This is a genomic window from Kistimonas scapharcae, from assembly GCF_039540975.1.
In the GTDB taxonomy this organism is placed as follows: domain Bacteria; phylum Pseudomonadota; class Gammaproteobacteria; order Pseudomonadales; family Endozoicomonadaceae; genus Kistimonas; species Kistimonas scapharcae.
On the sequence record NZ_BAABFL010000036.1, the window covers coordinates 1 to 19,768 of the forward strand.

General features: G+C 43.2%; 15 protein-coding genes and 1 tRNA gene. 13 read left to right on the forward strand and 3 right to left on the reverse strand.

Annotated elements, in window-relative coordinates; genetic code table 11:
• Nucleotides 1-279: 279 nt before the first annotated feature.
• A tRNA-Ser gene (locus tag ABD892_RS02480) sits at nt 280-374 on the reverse strand.
• Between the two features lie 140 nt (nt 375-514).
• Between ABD892_RS02480 and ABD892_RS02485 the strand changes: the two genes are divergently transcribed.
• The 10 genes from ABD892_RS02485 (at nt 515) to ABD892_RS02530 (ending at nt 15,021) form a co-directional block, all read left to right on the forward strand.
• A complete protein-coding gene (locus tag ABD892_RS02485; RefSeq protein ID WP_345193493.1) occupies nt 515-1,180 on the forward strand; it encodes a Bax inhibitor-1/YccA family protein in 666 nt (221 codons plus the stop codon).
• A 155-nt stretch (nt 1,181-1,335) separates the two neighbouring features.
• On the forward strand, nt 1,336-1,728 hold the full coding sequence (tusD, locus tag ABD892_RS02490; protein ID WP_345193495.1) for a sulfurtransferase complex subunit TusD: 393 nt from the start codon (nt 1,336-1,338) through the stop codon (nt 1,726-1,728).
• A 1-nt stretch (nt 1,729) separates the two neighbouring features.
• Nucleotides 1,730-2,086 (forward strand): sulfurtransferase complex subunit TusC, encoded by a 357-nt coding sequence (gene tusC, locus ABD892_RS02495; RefSeq protein WP_345193497.1) that lies wholly within the window; start codon nt 1,730-1,732, stop codon nt 2,084-2,086.
• Nucleotides 2,087-2,111: 25 nt separating this feature from the next.
• Entirely contained in the window at nt 2,112-2,417 is a 306-nt protein-coding gene (gene tusB, locus ABD892_RS02500; protein ID WP_345193499.1) for a sulfurtransferase complex subunit TusB, read from the forward strand.
• 8 nt (nt 2,418-2,425) lie between these two features.
• The gene (locus ABD892_RS02505) at nt 2,426-2,761 is read left to right on the forward strand and encodes a TusE/DsrC/DsvC family sulfur relay protein (RefSeq protein ID WP_345193503.1); all 336 of its coding nucleotides are present in this window, start codon (nt 2,426-2,428) and stop codon (nt 2,759-2,761) included.
• 187 nt (nt 2,762-2,948) lie between these two features.
• The gene (locus ABD892_RS02510; protein ID WP_345193505.1) at nt 2,949-8,378 is read left to right on the forward strand and encodes a cell envelope integrity TolA family protein; all 5,430 of its coding nucleotides are present in this window, start codon (nt 2,949-2,951) and stop codon (nt 8,376-8,378) included.
• A gap of 145 nt (nt 8,379-8,523) precedes the next feature.
• Complete coding sequence (locus ABD892_RS02515; protein ID WP_345193507.1) at nt 8,524-9,393, forward strand: DMT family transporter; 870 nt, start codon at nt 8,524-8,526, stop codon at nt 9,391-9,393.
• A 108-nt stretch (nt 9,394-9,501) separates the two neighbouring features.
• Nucleotides 9,502-9,891 (forward strand): hypothetical protein, encoded by a 390-nt coding sequence (locus ABD892_RS02520; protein ID WP_345193510.1) that lies wholly within the window; start codon nt 9,502-9,504, stop codon nt 9,889-9,891.
• A gap of 80 nt (nt 9,892-9,971) precedes the next feature.
• On the forward strand, nt 9,972-10,748 hold the full coding sequence (locus ABD892_RS02525) for a class II glutamine amidotransferase (RefSeq protein WP_345193512.1): 777 nt from the start codon (nt 9,972-9,974) through the stop codon (nt 10,746-10,748).
• Nucleotides 10,749-10,965: 217 nt separating this feature from the next.
• Complete coding sequence (locus tag ABD892_RS02530; protein ID WP_345193514.1) at nt 10,966-15,021, forward strand: hypothetical protein; 4,056 nt, start codon at nt 10,966-10,968, stop codon at nt 15,019-15,021.
• Between the two features lie 36 nt (nt 15,022-15,057).
• Here ABD892_RS02530 and cysK read toward each other — a convergent pair whose 3' ends face one another.
• Both cysK and ABD892_RS02540 read right to left on the reverse strand, forming a co-directional pair.
• Nucleotides 15,058-16,029, reverse strand: a complete 972-nt coding sequence (gene cysK, locus ABD892_RS02535) for a cysteine synthase A (protein WP_345193516.1) — start codon at nt 16,027-16,029, stop codon at nt 15,058-15,060.
• A gap of 99 nt (nt 16,030-16,128) precedes the next feature.
• Nucleotides 16,129-16,365: a hypothetical protein gene (locus ABD892_RS02540; protein WP_345193518.1), complete on the reverse strand. Its 237-nt coding sequence runs from the start codon at nt 16,363-16,365 to the stop codon at nt 16,129-16,131.
• Between the two features lie 145 nt (nt 16,366-16,510).
• Between ABD892_RS02540 and ABD892_RS02545 the strand changes: the two genes are divergently transcribed.
• From ABD892_RS02545 to ABD892_RS02555, 3 genes are all read left to right on the forward strand, one after another.
• Nucleotides 16,511-17,356: an AAA family ATPase gene (locus ABD892_RS02545; RefSeq protein WP_345193520.1), complete on the forward strand. Its 846-nt coding sequence runs from the start codon at nt 16,511-16,513 to the stop codon at nt 17,354-17,356.
• A gap of 5 nt (nt 17,357-17,361) precedes the next feature.
• Complete coding sequence (locus tag ABD892_RS02550) at nt 17,362-18,540, forward strand: vWA domain-containing protein (protein WP_345193522.1); 1,179 nt, start codon at nt 17,362-17,364, stop codon at nt 18,538-18,540.
• A gap of 192 nt (nt 18,541-18,732) precedes the next feature.
• On the forward strand, nt 18,733-19,695 hold the full coding sequence (locus tag ABD892_RS02555) for a hypothetical protein (RefSeq protein ID WP_345193525.1): 963 nt from the start codon (nt 18,733-18,735) through the stop codon (nt 19,693-19,695).
• Nucleotides 19,696-19,768: the final 73 nt, after the last annotated feature.

Below are 19,768 nucleotides of genomic sequence, written 5' to 3' on the forward strand. Positions count from 1 at the left end.
CAAGTCATAAGTACTATAACCCATAAAATACCGCACAACGCTATGCTGATAGCCGCTTGTCCGTAAAAATTATTTTCATAGACCGATCTGGTGGTTTTTTATTCATTTCGGTTACTTAAACTTACCAAACTAACAGTTTTGACAAAGGTCTTTCGGAAATTACGTAACCTGCTGATATATAAGGAGAAACCAAACTCCCTAGTCGAAATCAAAAGTAGGGGCTTTGCAGAGAACAGAGAGCAGGAAAGGCCAAAAATCAGCTATTCTGTTAGAAATACGTGGAACCGGNGACAGGGATTCGAACCCTGGGTGGGCTATTAACCCACGCCGGTTTTCAAGACCGGTGCTTTCAACCGCTCAGCCATCCCTCCGGCAGAGCCCTGTGTGCTCAGGACGACGGCAATAATACTGAAAAATTCTTTAGAGTCAACGGCCTGTCTCTTGAATTCGTTCTATTCGGCGGTATCCTTATCAATAGAACATAAGCAATAGTGATAACTCAGGGAGTTTTATCATGAACGAGCATCCTACGAATTACGCACAGCGGGAGGTGGGCGTCAGTACAAGTATGAACAGTGTTCTGAGGAACACCTACATGCTTCTGGGCGCCACCCTCTTATTCAGCGCCATGACGGCCGGTATCGCCATGGCGCTGGAAATCAGCCGTATGACGGCTCTGGTTCTCAGCCTGGTGGGCTTTGGACTGATCTTTGTTGTTCAGAAGACGGCTGACTCAGCTAAAGGCCTTGTAGCGGTTTTTGCCTTCACAGGTGTTCTGGGCGCAGCGCTCGGCCCGATGCTGAACCACTATTTGTCACTGTCTAACGGACCCTCACTGATCTTCCAGGCTCTAGCAGGTACGGCCCTGGTCTTCTTTGCGCTGTCCGGTTATGTCCTTACGACACGAAAGGACTTTTCCTTCTTGGGTGGTTTCCTGATGGTTGGCCTGATTGTTGCTATCATCGCAGGTATTGCCCTGATGTTCTTCCACGCACCAGCCGCTCAACTGGCACTGTCTGCCGGTATCGTTCTGCTGATGTCCGGACTGATCCTGTTCGATACCAGCCGGATCATCCATGGTGGAGAGACCAACTACATCCGTGCAACGGTGTCTCTGTACCTGAACATCTATAACCTGTTCACTGCCCTGCTGCACCTGCTGGGTGCCAGTGATGATTGATTGACCAACGTTCTCAGTGAAAAAGCCCTGCAAATGCAGGGCTTTTTTGTGGGTGCAGGAAACACATCAGGCTATGATAGAATCCATCCCGCTCCACCAGGTAGAAAGGTAAGAATCCTTTTCTACTGCCCGAATCATGATTCTGGATACAGGGAATGCAATACACACTGGCCATTTATGGCGCCCCCTACTCTAGCCAGGCCTGTCAGACCGCACTGAATTTTGCCCGCGCCGCCATAAACCGTGGTCACACCATTTACCGGGTCTTTTTATACCAGGACGCCGTTCACACCGCGTCCACACTTGCGGTGCCCCCTCAGGATGAACCTCATCTATACGCCGAATGGGAAACACTGGCAAAAGACCATGATATTGACATGGTTGTTTGTATTTCTGCAGCCCTGCGACGTGGTGTATTGGATGAAACGGAAAGTGATCGCTACGACAAACCCCATCCCAACATGTCATCTGCATTTTCAGTATCCGGTTTGGGGCAACTGGTTGATGGCGCTATCCACTGCGATCGCCTGATAACGTTTGGAGCTTGATATGTCCAAGATCTGCATTATCAGTACACGCCCACCCTATGGATCAACAGCCGCAAAGGATGCCTTGGACACGGCACTCGTATCAGCGTCTTATGATATGGACACCAGCCTGCTATTTCTCGGAGACGGGATTTATCAGCTAATTAAAGGGCAACAGCCCGAGGGCTTGCCACAGAAAAACCCGGGGGCCATGCTACAGGCGTTAGAAATGTACGGGATTGAAAACGTACTTTTGTGCCGTGAAGATATGTATGACCGTGGTCTTCAAGAAAGCGACCTGACAATTCCTGTTCAGCTCCTCACTCGCAAGGAGATCGGGACTTGGCTGACCCAACAGGATCGCGTCTTTAATTTTTAATGAAAATTGCCAACCGATAGCAACGATGACAACCCTGCACACAGTGAACAAGCCCTCACAAAGCAGCCCAGCGCTGAGTCTTGCCCAGTCTGCGCTGGTACCTGGCGATACACTGTTATTGATAGAAGACGGTGTCTTTTCATTAATCGCCAAAAGCCAGTCTTTCAATACCATTAAGGCGCTAGGTAATCAGTACACCATAACCGCCCTGTTACCGGACGTGCGGGCTAGAGGACTGGACAACCACCTGCCTGAATGGGTCACATTGGTAGACTATGACGGCTTTGTCGAATTGACCGAAATCCATGAAAAAACCCTGAGCTGGATCTGATTGAACGGATGAACACCCTAATCGTCAACGAACAGATTATCCCATTAGATAAAGAGGGCTATCTGAAAAACCTCAATGACTGGACCCCTGAGGTTGCAGAAGCATTGGCACAAAAGGCTGTCATCAGCTTGACTCCGGCCCACTGGGAAGTTCTGAATGCGATTCGGGATTTCTACCGGACCTATGATCTTTCACCTAGTCAACGTCCCTTTGTAAAACACATTGCGAATACGCTGGGTCCTGAAAAAGGACACAGTATTTACCTGATGAAACTATTCCCGGAAAGTCCTGCAAAACTAGCAGCACGGATCGCAGGCTTACCAAGGCCTTCTAACTGTTTTTAATCATCAACATGCTCAACTGGATTAGATATCGGTATTTCATTAGTTAATACTGATGTCAAATTCTGTTGAGCAATGCTCAAATTTGATTCGTAGACATTTTTTCGACAGACGGGATAACCGTTTTGTTCTACCTCAAAACAGGAAATTACTATATTTTTTTCAGATACCCATCCATCATGTTAAGCCAATGCGTCCAATACAGCAGTCAAAACATCAAACATTGAATCCATACGCTAAAGCATGGCTTCCCGCTCTAAATTTAAGTTTTCCGAATGCAAAGGACCTCACTGCACAAATAATCCGCAGCCATCTTGAATCGACATTTTGCAACTTCATAAATAATTTAGAGGAAAGTCAACGCCCCATTCTTGTAGGCAGCCAAGCACTGAATCAACATTTTCGTGAAATATTTGCAGAAGAATACCAAAGAGTTAAGGATGAAAACCCTATGTGTTTTCCTTCAAGACTAAGAAGCGACATAGATCTTTACGATCCATTCCAATCAAAAGAATCAGCAAAAGGTGAACTATTATTTTTTAAAGAGCTCGAACAAGAGTTTCGAAAAAAAATGGGCAAACATAAAGACCACATTAAATTCGAATATTCTCTGCAAGAAACAAAAGATGTACAAGCTACAGATCTGTTCGAACAACATAATTCCAGCATCAAGTGGATGTCTATAGTTTCAACAAAACCTCACATTATCAATACAGAAATAGAAATAGTTCAAGCACAAAGCTTATTACTTCGTATTGATTTAAGCTGGACTAATCCTGCGCTATGGCATTTAGAATCAGCAGAAATACATGACTGTGTTATAGGTAATTCTGCACTATCCGTTAAGATACCTCCACTCTCTTATTTTATAAAGAATCATGCAGACGCAATTTTATACGCTTCAGCGGGGGAAACCATTGATGAAAAGTTCCGACAGCGGCTAACATTATTACAACGCAGCATGAGAGAGAATCGGTTCCTCTTCACAGAAGGAGATGCAGACCTGATCAATAGAGCCTGTGTGCACAAGAAAACTAGTGGAACGATGGCTGTAACAGGTAGGTTTTCTCCAACACCAAAGCCAGACACTACAGATATAGTTAAACTGCAAAAAGAAGAAGAGCACCCAACACACCACACGACTAAACCTGTCCCTTCTGATGCAGAACAACCTAAACAGAAAAGTGAAGTAAAAGCATCCGCTCCCACCGTTTCTGTTCAAAGTACCACATCAAAAAAAGCAAGACGCCAACTTGAAGTCGAACGAAAAAAAACGAAAGCAATTGCCAAACGAAAAGCCAGAGAAGAAAAAAGAAAAGAACTGAAGCAAATAACACAGTCACCAGAAGAGAAACAAAAAGAAACGCCCGCTTTAGCAGAACAAGCCGAAGACAGTCAGGACACAACACATAGTGGCATAAGCAGTCAAGTTGAGCATTTCGAATTACAGGAGCAAGCTGCAACAGCCCCACTATCAGTTAAAGAAAAAACTAAGAAGAAAGAAAGTGTTGATACACTATTTAAAAAACTGACTGAAGCCTTAGAAACCATAAAAAACATGACAATTCAAGGTTGGCACAACCAATCACCCCATGAAAAAGATTCGCTAATAAGTACACTGAAAAGTGATGAAATAATAACGGATATCCTATTCCAACGTTGCCACGATGGATTTACATCAGGTCGTAATAAGAAGTGGGACTCACACCTTATTCAGTTGCAAAAACACGCGGATGAGACCAAAACCTGCCTTGAAAACCTCATCAAGCAATTGACAACAGAACATCCAAGATTGGATACTCGCGAGATAGCAGTAACCATTTCCGTATTCAATCATTGCTTTAAACGGGCTGAATTCATACTACAAGCTGACATTTTGAGAGAGGACAAAAAATATAAACGCATAAAACAGATGACATTACCAGAAACCGATTATCTTAGAGAGGCGATTACAGCTTGGTACCATGAATGCTCTAAGTATGACTTGATTTCGACAAAAGATTTAACCATACAGCTTCTATCAGAATTTAAGATTCCTGAACTTGCAGAAGCTGTAGAAGCTGTAGAAGCTGTAGAAGCTGTAGATAAAAAAGAAAGAACAGCTATAGAAACTGCTGTAGAAGAAACATTTGAAGACCACATGAGTGTACCTAATGATTTCATTGAAACACAACTAAAGTTACTAAACGTATTAGCGACCAAGCAAGTCGACGAAGACAGCCTCTATAAGGAATTAATCAATTTATACAATAACTATGACACTATAGCGACAATAAGCACAATACTTAACATACACTTCAAGGGCTTGCAAGAAAGCTCGACAACCAACAAAAAAAAGATCACCATAACGTTATTAAAACTGAAAGAGTTATATTTTTCAGAATTAAAAAAACTTAGGGGAAGAATAAAAAGCAGCGAAAAAATACTACATATAAAAACATGCAGACTACAAGCAATACAAAGACTTTATAATATTGCAAAGCATTTTAAAGAACTGATTCCTGAAGCTGAATTACCAAGCGACATGCTCCCCTATCATGGGATATTAGAAAATCAGGAAAACAGAGAACTCATTGACACAATACTGTCTTCTATAAATCAAGAAATACAAAAATCTCATTCAGCGAATAAAGAAAGAATTATAATTTTATACAACGCAACATTATGCTATTTGAATATTTTTCAAGATATACCCTTAAACTGTAAAGACGCAGAGTGGCTGTGTGATAAAATGTCAGAAACCTTTAAACATTGCGATAACTGGACAGAAAAGAGCTTTCCAGGCGATTTATTCTGGCTTCACCTTATTTTGACAGGCAAACATGAACACTACTGCAGGCATTCGTGTTACAGGTATTATGCAAACTTACCCACGTACAATTACCTTAACAATTACCTTAACAGGCTACTCGAAACTAAATCACCCGATGAATTATTTTCGCTTTTGATCCACATATCCAAAATACTCAACACCAATAATGCTGCTGCCTTCGCTGCGCAACTAATAAGGTGGATCATTGAGAATTTCAGAGAAGAACAAAGAATCACAGCTATACCAATTGAGGTATTAAAAGAAATTTACGAATCATTAAATATTAATAGCACTCAACACTTTACGCAATTATTTTCCAATAGCACTAAATTCGCAAAAATAGCATGCTACTTAGCTGAAAACAAACTTAAATTCGCTATTGCCACAACACATCATATGCACAAGCACGAGAGGTATCAAGAATGGGTGAACCTAGCAAACCCAGAAAAGGATCTATTAGATGTACAACTATGGAAAACACTCACTCAAAGACAACAGCATCGCGATCAATTCAAATCTGTATTAGATGGATTAAAAGCATTATCTCTGGTGGAAAAAAAAGAACAACAAAAATTACAGAATGACGCTTCAAAAGCAAATAGGATGCTGAAATCAGCAATAACCCAAGCAGATTTAACACAGTACACAACGGATACTGGGGAATATAACTTATCTTTTTTAACGCAAAGCTCTACCGCTCTGAAGACAATCCCTGCCCCTATTGGCTGTGCAAGAATAGCTCAGGAAATCTGCGTTATTTATAGAGGTAGTGTGCAAGAACACGGCTGTCTAACGCATTCTCAAAAAGCACTAAAAGAAAGTATAGAGTATTTATTTGTCGGAACCAAAAATCTATTAGCAACAGGTGAGCAACTCCTGAATCAAATGGAAATGACGTCACCATTGACTGAAAGATTATTACAACTAAAACTAGCTATTGATTTATATCAGAATGCACTCATAATGACCCTAGAACATCGCGATATCATTGAACTTGTAGGTCGTGAGGCAGTATCAGCCGCTTTTAAGGATAAGCCCATACTGCCTGAACCAACGATTTCTAATGCATTTGACCTTTGGAAAAAGACGACAGCAACACTCTTACATTTCACCAAACTATCCCCTCATCATGATCATAACTTCTGCCTGTTAATTAATAAAAACTTATCACCGTATCATGAAAGACTTATGCAAGCAGTTAGAACAAATGAATCCTTAATAAAAGAATCCGAATTCATTCAACAAAGAGTTCAATTATTAAATCATTTAAAACATTATGACAAAGCACTCACATTATTAAACAGTCTATTTAATGCACTAATTAAGAACGGCGACTACTACGACACATGGAATAATCACCAAAATAAACTACCTTTAACATTTCTTGACACCTTCATTTTGAATTGCTCAACTCATCTTGAGGAGATGGGTATGCCTGAGGCAATAATCAATTCAACTGATGCACTAACTGCGCAAAACACTCATGCATTTGCAAGAAAATTCAGTGATTGTATCAAACACCTCGAAACCATGAGTGCTAACACTTTAACACCTTCAAACTTAAGAGCAAATATAAGCGTTCACCACATAGATAAAACCAACAAACTCTTTGAGCAATACCGAGCCCACTCGAGGTTAATTATAACTAAATTAGCAGCACAGAAACGCGAGTTAAGTGAAAAAGAGCTCGCTACATCCATAAAACAAATCAAAGAAAAAATAAGAACCTTACAATGCAAAATAAAAAACAAGCAAATACCAAACCTGGAGACTATTTGCTTTTTATGCGGCACAATACCTATTACTGTAACTCAAGAGGTGATTGAAGCTATAGATACCAACCACCAGGTTATAATACAAGCGCTTGACATGTTATCTAAAATCACTCGACCTACACCTTATGAGACATACCATGCAACCATGATCGATGAATGCTTAACCCCTCTCACCGACTGCACGCTTAGCCTTTATGCTTTCCATGTTTGCACGCATTACCAACTATGCTCATACTTTGTATATTTTAGCTCAGAGGGTGAAAGTGCATATAACTTAATTATCAATGAGATGACAAACATCCAAATATTAGAAAATACTACTCAACGGATAATTGAACTACACACAAAATACAAAACAGCAATCAAAGAGGAACAAAAGCGCTTTTTACTAGAAGATAGCTTATTAAAAATCTCTTCTATCCATATGATCAACTTTCTTGGCAACAGGATAGTAAGATTAGGCATTACTGAAAGTGAAAAAACAGAACATAGCGAAACATTTAAGCAGACTTTAGCATCTGTTGTAATGCAAGTCAGTGAGACATTAACCAATACCAGAAAACCACCGGAATATATTTTATTTGAAGATACTCCAGAATTCATAAAAAATGCTTTAATTGTATTTTTTCTGCATTATGAAGACCCGGACATCACACAGTACACATTGCATAGTTTAATCAATCACATACATACTGAGCTCCCCTTTTTCAGCGAACTCGCAAACATACCAAAACAAATTATCTTATCAACAACCTATGAATCAGTCCGACTCTATATTGAAAAAGATTATGATCAAGCACAAGCAAAAATACTTAAAAAAATTCGAACAGACCTTGAATATGAAAGACTAATGACCATCAAACAACGTATAGATAAGCTAATCGCCACTTCAGAATTAATTAAATCTCTATCTAAACGCGGCACACCTGATCACAGAGAACGTTTTCAAGGCATTGTTAACAAAGCCAAATTACAGGAGTTAGTTCATAAACGAAAGATTCTTGCATCACAAACCAGCCAGTGGAAATCTTGAACGGTCAGAGATTTGATAAATCAATTATCATCCCTGTTAGAGTACGCCAATATTAGCTTATAAGAATCGATAATAATGTTGCCTTGAGACCGTTTCTCATAGAACAATAGCCATTACATGGTATGACGATAAAGAAGTAACAAGAATGTCTCACGCCCAAAACCCCACACTGGGAGTATTGTTCGGCCTTGCCACCGCTGTGGTTGGCAGCCTCGCAGGCGCTGCCACCAAACATCTTGCCAGTTCCGTTTCCGTTGCCCAGATTGTCTGTTTCCAATACCTGCTCAGCTGTCTGGTTTGCATGCCCTGGATTGCTAGGCACGGGCTGAATGGTCTCAAGACACAACGTATTGGTCAGCATCTGATCCGCGGGCTGGCAGGCTGGGGCTGTTTCTATACCTATTACCTTGCGCTGGCCCATACGCCGCTGGTTGATGCTGTCCTGCTACGGAATGCTGCGCCACTTTGGGTACCGCTGGTCGTGCTCTGCTGGAGTAGAATCATGGTGCCACGCAGCCATTGGCTACCCATGGGTATCGGTTTTATCGGTATCATCTTAGTCTTGCAGCCGGGTAACGATTCTATTGGCTCATGGCATCTTATTGGGGCTTTATCAGGGCTGACGCTCGCTATCTCAATGGTTGGTACGCGCAGGCTCTCAGAAACAGAACCTACACAACGTATACTCTTTTATTACTTTTTCATTTCATTTCTGACCAGCGTCCCGCTGGCAGCCCATAGCTGGCAACCCATTGCCATCGGAGACTGGCCTCTGATGTTTTTTGTCGGTTTTTCTATTTATCTGTTGATGTTCTTCTATACCAAAGCCTACAGTTACGCACCGGCCAGCCTGGTTTCTCCCTTGACGTATTTCAGTGTAGTGTTCGCCGGCCTGCTAGGCTGGCTGATCTGGGGAGACCAACCCGGCCTGCTGAGTCTTGCTGGTATGAGCCTTGTGATCATTGGTGGCCTGTTAACGGTTCTTCTGGGTAAAAAACAATCTCTAAAAAGATAGGATATTGTCACAGAAGCCAGTCGTTCAATTGCTCAAATCAACCTGGCGGCTTCCAACAATAGGTTACCGCCAGTAAACTTAGCGTTTTAGCAGGATACGCGACAAGGAATGACTACTCATCAATACATTATCGCCTGGGCCGTCTACCTGGTTGGTGCCCTGGGTTGCCTGGCTGTCTGGTGGCGCATGACACGTCCCTTCGGACAAGGCTTTCCTCGGCGCTTTCTCCGCCTGATTGCCGCGTTTGCGATTCTTACACCCGCCATCTCAAACCCGGGCATGGGTTTCCTTGGGCCTGCCCTGCTGGTCTGTCTCTTCGATGGACTCTCTCATGGGCCGGAAGCCATGCTGCGCACAACACCCGTCATATTTGTCTCACTGCTGGTTGCCACACTACTGGCAGCACTGACGGGCTTGTTCATCAAAACGCCCAAAACCGATAGCAATACAGAGCAACCGAAGAATACCAGCAGGATCCGCAAGGAACCTGCGCTGTGATGTCATGACGTCAGATGCCATGTGCTGCCGGCTGATCTGCAGCACATAGACAAGAAGTACCGAAGTACGGATAAACCATCATGTGTGAACTGCTTGGCATGAGCGCCAATGTGCCAACCGATATTTGTTTCAGCTTCACGGGCCTGATGCAGCGGGGTGGTCGTACCGGCCCCCATCGCGATGGCTGGGGTATCGCTTTTTATGAGGGAAAGGGCGTTCGTGAATTTAGGGATCCCAATCCCAGCTGTGACTCAGAAATCGCCAACCTCGTACAGAATTACCCGATTAAGAGTCACATCGTTATCAGCCATATCCGACAAGCGAATGCCGGTCGTGTATGCCTGGAAAATACACATCCATTTATGAGGGAATTGTGGGGGCGTTACTGGACTTTTGCCCACAACGGTCAATTACCGAGCATTCGGAAAAAAACGTTGAAGCATTATTTGCCTGTGGGAACAACAGACAGTGAGCATGCATTCTGCTGGCTGATGGACCAAATTCGAGAGCGTTTTCCCGCCTCTCCCCAGCGCAAAACCACACTATGGCGTTTCATTCATCAGTGCTGCGAGCAGTTACGGGAATTTGGAGTCTACAACATGCTGCTGAGCGACTCTCGCGTACTGGGCTGTTACTGCAGCACAAAACTCTGCTGGATTACCCGAAAAGCGCCATTTACCACCGCAGAATTGAAAGATGCTGATGTTACGGTGGATTTCAGACAGGAAACTACTCCTAAAGATATTGTCTCTGTTATCGCGACAGAGCCATTGACAAATAATGAACAATGGCACCGTATGAAAGCGGGTGAAATGGCCGTTTTCAAAAACGGAGAAGTGCTACACGTTATCGTCTAAACGCGACAGGTCCTCTAGCAAGGACCTTTAAATTTACAATTAATAATTTCATGCAGAACATAGCCTGCCCATAAAAACACATGATAATGTAAGGTTAATATTCCGAGCCACTCATTACTTGCATTCGTCAGATACCTAAACATAAATGTCATAGGCTTCTTACGTGATTAGATAAATAATACCTGTTTAACATATACGTTTATAAAGGTACAAAGTGATGCAACCAGGGGGGCATATAGGTTTTGGTGCAGCAAACTACCCAGCTGTAACACAGACAACAAATCTTCCAATCACTCAATACACATTAGCTTCAGGAAAACTGATTCAAGGCCCTATGAGCTTTGCTCACTATAGAGCAACACGTCGTATAGACAAGGAGAAATTAAAAGAAGAAATTATTACCTATATAAAGATGGCATTAAACTACTACCTTTCCCATCAAAATATGGGAGATATAGCAATCAGTGGCTATACCGCTCTTGCATGCAGACTTGAACATGATACGCCTGATATTTTTCAAATAGAGTTTCAGCCTTTGTGGCACCTACATACAATATTAAGTGAAGTAGCAGAAAAAAAATCCATTGAGTTGAAAACGTCAAGTGTCGAGTTTCATGCTAAAGACATATATAGCTATTTAGTATTACTTTTCACAGGTACTGATGAAATATTTACTCCCCACTTATCAACAGTAGTATATCCATCTGGCAAACAAACAGCATATCCTGCATTGACAACAAATATCAGCATTAATTCAAAAGAAGGTTTTTTAATCGATGTACAATTAACAGACATGCATTTACCTCATTCCACCAATACAGGATTTCCATATCAGCAACAAAACCCGATGATATTCTGCAGCTTGGCAAGCCGAAACGCCCCCTATCTTTTCAGTCTACCTGTAATCAGTATCACGGAATTTGCGAATGATGTCATTCAAAACCTCAGCAAACAGCATATGATTGAAAAACTTCGAATTCAACATATAGCCATACTTGAAAGCTTGCAGGGTATTAATAAATCACTACCAGGTTTTCGGATTTTAAGCACTGAACACATTAGCATTATAGATCACCTCTTACACTGTATAAGGCATCCCAATCTAATTCCACCGAACACACTGGACTACCTAAAACAACATGGAATTGTTTTTACGGAGACCTGCAGAGTCGTAAAAAATGTTGATATGGCTACTATGCTCTCAACGTATAGTGAACAAGTAGAGCAAAGGGAAGCTCAAACGCTTGAACTTGTTTCCAGATCGATTCAAGTAGATATTGGGCATGCTAAATACAAGAAGTCAGATAACCACCACACACAAACCAATGAAACAGTATTTAGAAAACATAGAACCATTGAGAGTCAAACTGAACCAGTAATAAAAGCAACACCTGTAGACATTGCTATACAAACCGAAGCACCACGAAAGACATATACGAATACAAAAACAACAGAAATTGTCAGAGATGTTGTATATACTCAAACCGATAAAAACACATACGAAAGGACAACACAGACACCGGATTCAACAAGCTCTTCCTCTCAAAGACAAGCTCATACAAGTTTGCAACAAAGCACTCAAACGGAAGTAAACATAGATCGCGCGCGCTCTGCAGAAACAGGTGATTTATCAGACACTGGAAAGATAAGGAGCGATACAGAAGATACAGCACCATCTCATATGCAATCTGCAGTATCACAAGAAGGCGCGGGATATGATAGCGCAACAGTTAAATTAGAAGAGGCTGATACACCAACAACTACAGAAACGTTTCTCACTGGTATGGCTCCGTCAAGGGTCGAATTACAAGCGGCAAGTATACTCGAAGAAACGACTGAAATGGTAAAAGGCTTACGATTAACTAGCCTGTCTGATTCAGAACACACTGAAGCTGATCTATTAACATCTGAACAAACTAGACCCGATACAGAACATGCATCAGGTCAAGCAGCAACAGCTATAGCGCATGTTCAGGAAAGTCCACGGCACAGAAATGAAGATATGGAAGAAACGTTTGCCTTACTTCCTGAAAGAATACGGCCTATTGCAAGAAAACAGCACATGGATACCGTACAAGCCTTGAAGTTGGTGGACACGTATTGCACTGAAGTAGATAGAGATCTTGCTTATTTACAATCTCTAATTAAGGAGGATCGTGATGGCAAGGCGAGAATATTGTCCATGGCTGCAAGCGATATAAATCTTGCGAAAACGCTGAAAAATGTAGCTGCACACACAGAAAAATGTACAGTATTATTTTGCCATATTCATTGTTCTGAGCAATCAAGAGCACTCACTATATCAGCAGAAAAGCTCAATCACTGTATATTAAAAACATATGAGACCCTATTTCAATTATTACCCTATTTACAATCAAAACTATCAGTCAGAAAAATTTATTCCCGTAAAATATGGTGCAATATCACTAGTACAGCATACAGCTATCAAATCATGATCGGCGCCCATTTAATCACTCTTGACCGAACACTGTCAGCATCAATAACGTCTACCAAATATAAAACACATACAGATTGGCTAAAAAAAATGCAGACAGACATAAGAAGGCAGAAAAACTTCATAACTCTGTATCAAGAACTTTTCAACTGGTTAGCTAACCCTGAAGATTTCAGCGGTTTAAACATGCACGAAACCTGTCAAGAACTAAACATAACACTGAGCCAATATGAAAAAGTTTTTTGGCGTGTAATTTCTGAGAGCGAGAGTACAATTCGTAACTATGTAGATCTATTTTATAAAATGACTATTGGTCATCACGTACTGGGTAATTTTGTCTGTGCTTTAGATATGATGAATATTCATATCCAAAAAACAAGACAAAACAATGATTATTGTTCAGATGTCATTACCAGCGGAGGAATCTATTATCCACCCAATACGTTCATTGCCCAACTGTGCCAAGACATAGAACAATTACTGCTTGAGAAATACAAGGATTTACCCACAGTAGTAAATAGCTCCATCGAGCACCTTAATGCAATCCATTATCAAAACATGAATGAAACCTATATTAGATTCAAAACCTTAGCCCGACTTCCTGCTCCAGATCCCAGACTGGAAAACTGGCTAGGGGAAGAGTCTTCGAGAGAAGTACCACCAGTAATGAAAAAGCAAGCAGCAGAGGCAAAAAAAAGAATCTCAGAATATTATCAAGATCAAGTTAAAAAACTAATAGAAGACATAAATATACAAGCTGAAAAAGTAACGTCGAACATAACACTCCTGAGCGCTGGTTTAACGACAAGTACCCTACCTGATCAGGATGAGCGAATCAGCGATTTAGAACGGTCAGCCGTAACATTACGGGATACTATAGAGATCATTCAGCTCATTAAACCCGACAGTAACCTAGGCAAAAAAACAATAAAAGAGTACACACTTGATATTTACAAAGCCCTTCAAGATATAATGACAGATCTAACTCACACACTGAAAATTTTAAAAATCTTTCATGCCGCAGCACAAACTGGAAACACAAGAAATAAAACTACACGCCTCATTATTATGTACATTAGCACTATTCACACTTATCAACTATCAATAGAGCGCATAATCTCAATCACTAGAAAAAAATCTACGTATGAGCAAGACCATGAAGAATCGCATATACGGAATCTTGAAAAGACAACGCCACCTGCCTTTTTACTACGAGGTGAATGTACGGAAACACTTACAACTACAGATGATTTGATTTTGGAAGAGCATGCGGATCGTTTGCTACCAATCCTTGAAATATATTTAGAAGATATATATCTAGTCTATCGTACAGCGGAGCAACAACAGACTCAGGAACCTGAATTGCTCTATAATATGTTCTGTATTTTTAAAAAAGCAAAACTCCATGAGCATGCACTTACTGCGATGGCACACCATGTTGAGTATTTGGCTAAAAGTGAAACCTACCGAATGACATGTATGGAAGAGCGCTACCAAGCGCTCATCCCTGACAAAGATATGCTTGATGCAATATACAACGAATTTCTTAAGGCGTATGAAGCGATCGATTTCGTTTCTGTGCCTCTGGACATGCAACACTCATATGATGCTATTGAAAAACAATGCCGACTTATTCAGACATTACTTTGCTTTGCCCAGTCAATTGATAGTCTATCAAAGCTACCTCGTGATAACTTCTGCGAAAACTATGAAGGGATTGTTGATTCTGCTGAAATTGAACAATTCATAGCAAGACTTGCTGTTACCGAGCAGATAAAACACCAGATGACTGAAGCCATAGAATATTGGCCAGATTAAGCAACTGCCCTTACAGGCAGCTGCTTAATAAAAACATCACTGAACGTTTTCGAGTTCAGTAAACATGCCCTCAAACAACGGGGATGACAGGTAACGTTCACCAGAATCGGGCAGAATAACAACAATCTTCTTGCCTTCATTTTCCTGACGCGCCGCAACACGCAATGCTGCAGCCAGTGCCGCGCCGCAGGAGATTCCGCACAGAATGCCCTCTTCCTTCATCAGGCGATGCGCAGCTTCCATCGCTTCTTCATTGGTGACCTGCTCTACGCTATCAACAAGTGAAAGATCCAAGTTCTTTGGTACAAAACCGGCCCCAATACCCTGAATCTTGTGAGGAGCGGGTTTCACTTCCTCTCCGGCCAGCGTCTGGCTGATCACCGGAGAGGCAACCGGTTCAACGGCGATACTCGTGATCGCCTTGCCCTTTTCCTGTTTGATAAAGCGGGAAACGCCGGTGATGGTACCGCCAGTGCCCACACCTGCCACCAGAATATCAATACCGCCGTCAGTATCTTCCCAGATTTCAGGACCTGTCGTCTTTTCATGGATGCTTGGGTTGGCGGGATTTTCAAATTGCTGAAGGAGCAGGTAACGGTCCGGATCGCTCTCAGCGATCTCTTTCGCCTTGGCAATGGCGCCATTCATGCCTTTCGCAGGCTCGGTCAACACCAGTTTCGCGCCCAGTGCCTTGAGTATCTTTCGACGCTCCAGACTCATGGAAGACGGCATGGTCAGGGTCAACGGAATACCACGGGCCGACGCGACAAATGCCAGTGCGATACCGGTGTTACCACTGGTCGGTTCCACCAGTTCCATACCGGGCTTCAGGCGGCCGGACTGTTCCGCATCCCAGATCATGCTGGCACCGATCCGGCATTTCACACTGCCGGCAGGGTTACGGGATTCAATCTTGGCGTAAACCTCATAGCCCTTGCCGATACGGTTCAGTTTCACCAGCGGCGTATGACCGATTGAGAGGGAGTTATCATCATAAATCCGGGACATTAGCGAGATCCTTTCTGGTAGACGTTGATAACAAAAACCACTGAAGTGATGCACCACTATAGGGAAACACCGTATGCATTTGAACGATGAAAAAATAATTTACAAATAACTGAAATGCATATGGAAGCACGCTGCCACAAGGAATGAACGTGATATCGCGACAATGCCATTGTCGGGCGGGTCGGTGTCCGTTTGCAGCAGCGGCAGGGATGCCGCGGTAGCATCGCAAGGCAGGATTGCCTTGTCGATGCGGCGAAAAACGGACACCGATCCGCCCGACTTCCCCGCGCCAACCACAACACGAGACATCAAAAACCATCCCCAGTCACGAAGCAAACGCCTATCCTGACACTGACAACGCATCACCTCCAGACACCTTCCGCCAATTGCCAAGAATCAAACGCTTGTTTAAAGTAGCGCCAGATACACCAATAACAAGCGTTCAACGCAAGGCCCGGAAGGCCGAAACGACGGAAAGCACATGACATTCAAGAGCACTGACCAGTATATCGCCACCGATGAATTGCGCATGGCTGTCAACGCCGCCGTTACCCTGCAGCGTCCGTTGCTGGTGAAAGGAGAACCGGGTACGGGCAAGACCATGCTGGCGGAACAGGTGGCGCAGTCCCTGGGAAAACCGCTGATCCAGTGGAACATCAAGTCCACCACCCGCGCGCAGCAGGGTTTGTACGACTATGATGCGGTATCCCGCCTGCGCGACTCCCAACTCGGCGATGACAAGGTTCACGATATCAACAACTACATCGTCAAAGGCAAGCTCTGGGAAGCGTTCACCGCCGATGAACAGGTGGTGCTGCTGATTGACGAGATCGATAAGGCCGACATTGAATTTCCGAACGATCTGCTCCAGGAGATCGACAAAATGGAATTCTATGTCTACGAAACCCGCCAACTGATCAAGGCGAAACAGCGTCCGATTGTCATCATCACCAGTAACAATGAGAAAGAACTGCCGGATGCCTTCCTGCGCCGCTGCTTTTTCCATTACATCAGCTTCCCGGACCAGGACACCATGAAAGCGATAGTGGATGTCCACTTTCCAGATATCAGCCAGGAGCTGGTGAAGGAGGCGCTTGAAGTATTCTTTGATGTTCGAAAAGTACCCGGATTAAAGAAAAAGCCCTCTACATCAGAACTGATTGACTGGCTGAAGCTGCTGCTAGCCGATGAGGTCCCGGCTGACCTGCTGCAACAACGGGATCCCAGCAAAGCGATTCCGCCACTCTGCGGCGCGCTGGTCAAGAATGAACAGGATGTCCAGCTGCTGGAAAAACTGGCATTCATGGCGCGCCGAGCGGGACGATAAAAACCATGCTTCTGACGTTTTTCGATACCCTGCGCACCTTTCGGGTGCCTGTCAGCATCCGGGAATACCTGGATCTTATTGCTGCACTTAAGTCACATCTTGCGTTCGCCAATATAGACGACTTTTATCATCTCAGCCGTGCGGTACTGGTGAAAGATGAACGTCACTTTGACAAGTTCGACCGGGCCTTTTCCGCCTATTTCGAAGGTCTGGAAGATCTGGACAACCTGCTGGATGCCTTGATTCCAGAAGACTGGTTACGCAAGGAATTCGAGAAATACCTGACCGACGAAGAAAAAGCCAAGATCAACAGCCTCGGCAGTCTTGAAAAACTGCTGGAAGAATTCCGCAACCGCCTGGAGGAGCAGAAAGAGCGCCACCAGGGCGGCAATCGCTGGATCGGTACCGGTGGCACCTCACCGTTCGGCGCCTATGGCTACAACCCTGAAGGGATCCGGATAGGTCAGGATGGCGGCCGCAACCAGAGTGCAGCGAAAGTCTGGGATAAACGGGAATACCGCAACCTGGACGACAGTGTCGAACTGGGCACCCGCAACATCAAGATGGCACTCAGACGACTGCGTAAGTTTGCCCGGGAAGGCGCCACCGAGGAACTGGATCTGGACGACACCATTCGTTCCACGGCCCAGTCCGGCGGCATGCTGGACATCAAGATGGTGCCTGAACGCCACAACAACGTGAAAGTCCTGCTGTTCATGGATATTGGCGGCACCATGGATGCCCACGTTAAAGTGTGCGAAGAACTCTTCTCAGCCATTCGAACGGAGTTCAAGCATCTCGAATTCTTTTACTTTCATAACTTTATTTATGAATCCGTCTGGAAAGATAACTACCGGCGGGATTCCGAGCGTATCCAGACCCTGGACATCCTGCACAAATATGGCAGTGATTATAAGGTGATTTTTGTCGGTGACGCCGCCATGGCCCCTTATGAAGTGACGCACCCTGGCGGCAGTATTGAGCACTGGAATGATGAACCCGGCTCCACCTGGATGTTGCGATTTATGGAGAAATTCCGCAAAATTGCCTGGCTTAACCCCTACCCCGAGCACGCGTGGGAGTATACCTCGTCAACCACTATCATCCGTGAACTGGTCAATAACGAGATGTACCCCTTAACGGTCAAGGGTATTGAGGATGGGATGCGGTATCTGAGCCGATAACAATCCCTTGTAAAGAAGAGGCATCAAAAAATGATCAAATTGAGTAGATTGACTAACTATTGGTAGCTTCATACGTATTTTCAGGGTGCCTATTTGAACACCCCCCAAAAATGGTAGTCTAGATATTCATGCAACATGAACATCAATCATTTGCTTGTCAGGGTATAAAACCTTACATTTTCATATCGATCAATGCTTAACATAAGACCACTCACTACGACGTTATTGCTCCAACAAAGCCTTATAAAAGAAGCTTACATACCTTATCATGAAGACTCCCCTGTACCCGGCAATACAATTGCCGTCGACTACCATCATAAGCAGTACCAACTACCCAGCAGTGGAAGCAAGCGACTTGACGACTTTATTAAAAATCCAGGATCGCACAATAAAACACAGTTAAATTACCGGATCATTGAGATATTAAGCGAACTCAAAATAGCAATATATACATACAGATATGTTAACAACAAGAAAATCAGCCCAGCGCCACAATTGAAAGCAGCATTTCATACTCTTGCAGATTTTCATCATGAACACTATAAATATTCCCTAGCATTATTATTAGATAACATAGAAAACGTCTCCTTACTTGACTTCTCTACACCAAGAAGCGAACACATGGAAATAGGTTACTGCCATGGGTTATGCGCACTATCAATTTGCGAATCATCAAAAACAAACAGGAAGAGATTCAAATCCATCCTATTATTACTGTCGTGTGCGCAACCTATATTTCTCCGTGGAGAGTATCATTATTCTATAACAAAACTTTTAGAAACGGCTGAAGCGTATTACGCCGGACTCAACAAGCCGATACGCCATAATTTCCAAGCACTCACTAAATATGACAAGACTCTAGCCATCGCATTAAATATCAAACCCATGGTACAACAAGTGATACTCTTTCAAAGTCCAGACATAACATCTTTTTCCCCATGGATATCGCATCAGGATATTCTATTAACATCCAGAATTATTGACACTCAACCTGTACTTAATAGAGTAAAACTGGGCGTACTTATTAACCACAACGGCAACTTGGAAAAGCTATTAAAGCTTATTATCTGCAAGCCAGAAAACCAGTCCAGTTACATTTTTCATGGCATTAACCACTGCATCACACTATTTCAAAGCCATTCCACAATACCTTAAATCCCGCTTAACCTTGGGAATGTGAGCAAGCTGGCCGTACTTTTGGCAACAGAGTACAGTTTTTGCACAAAAC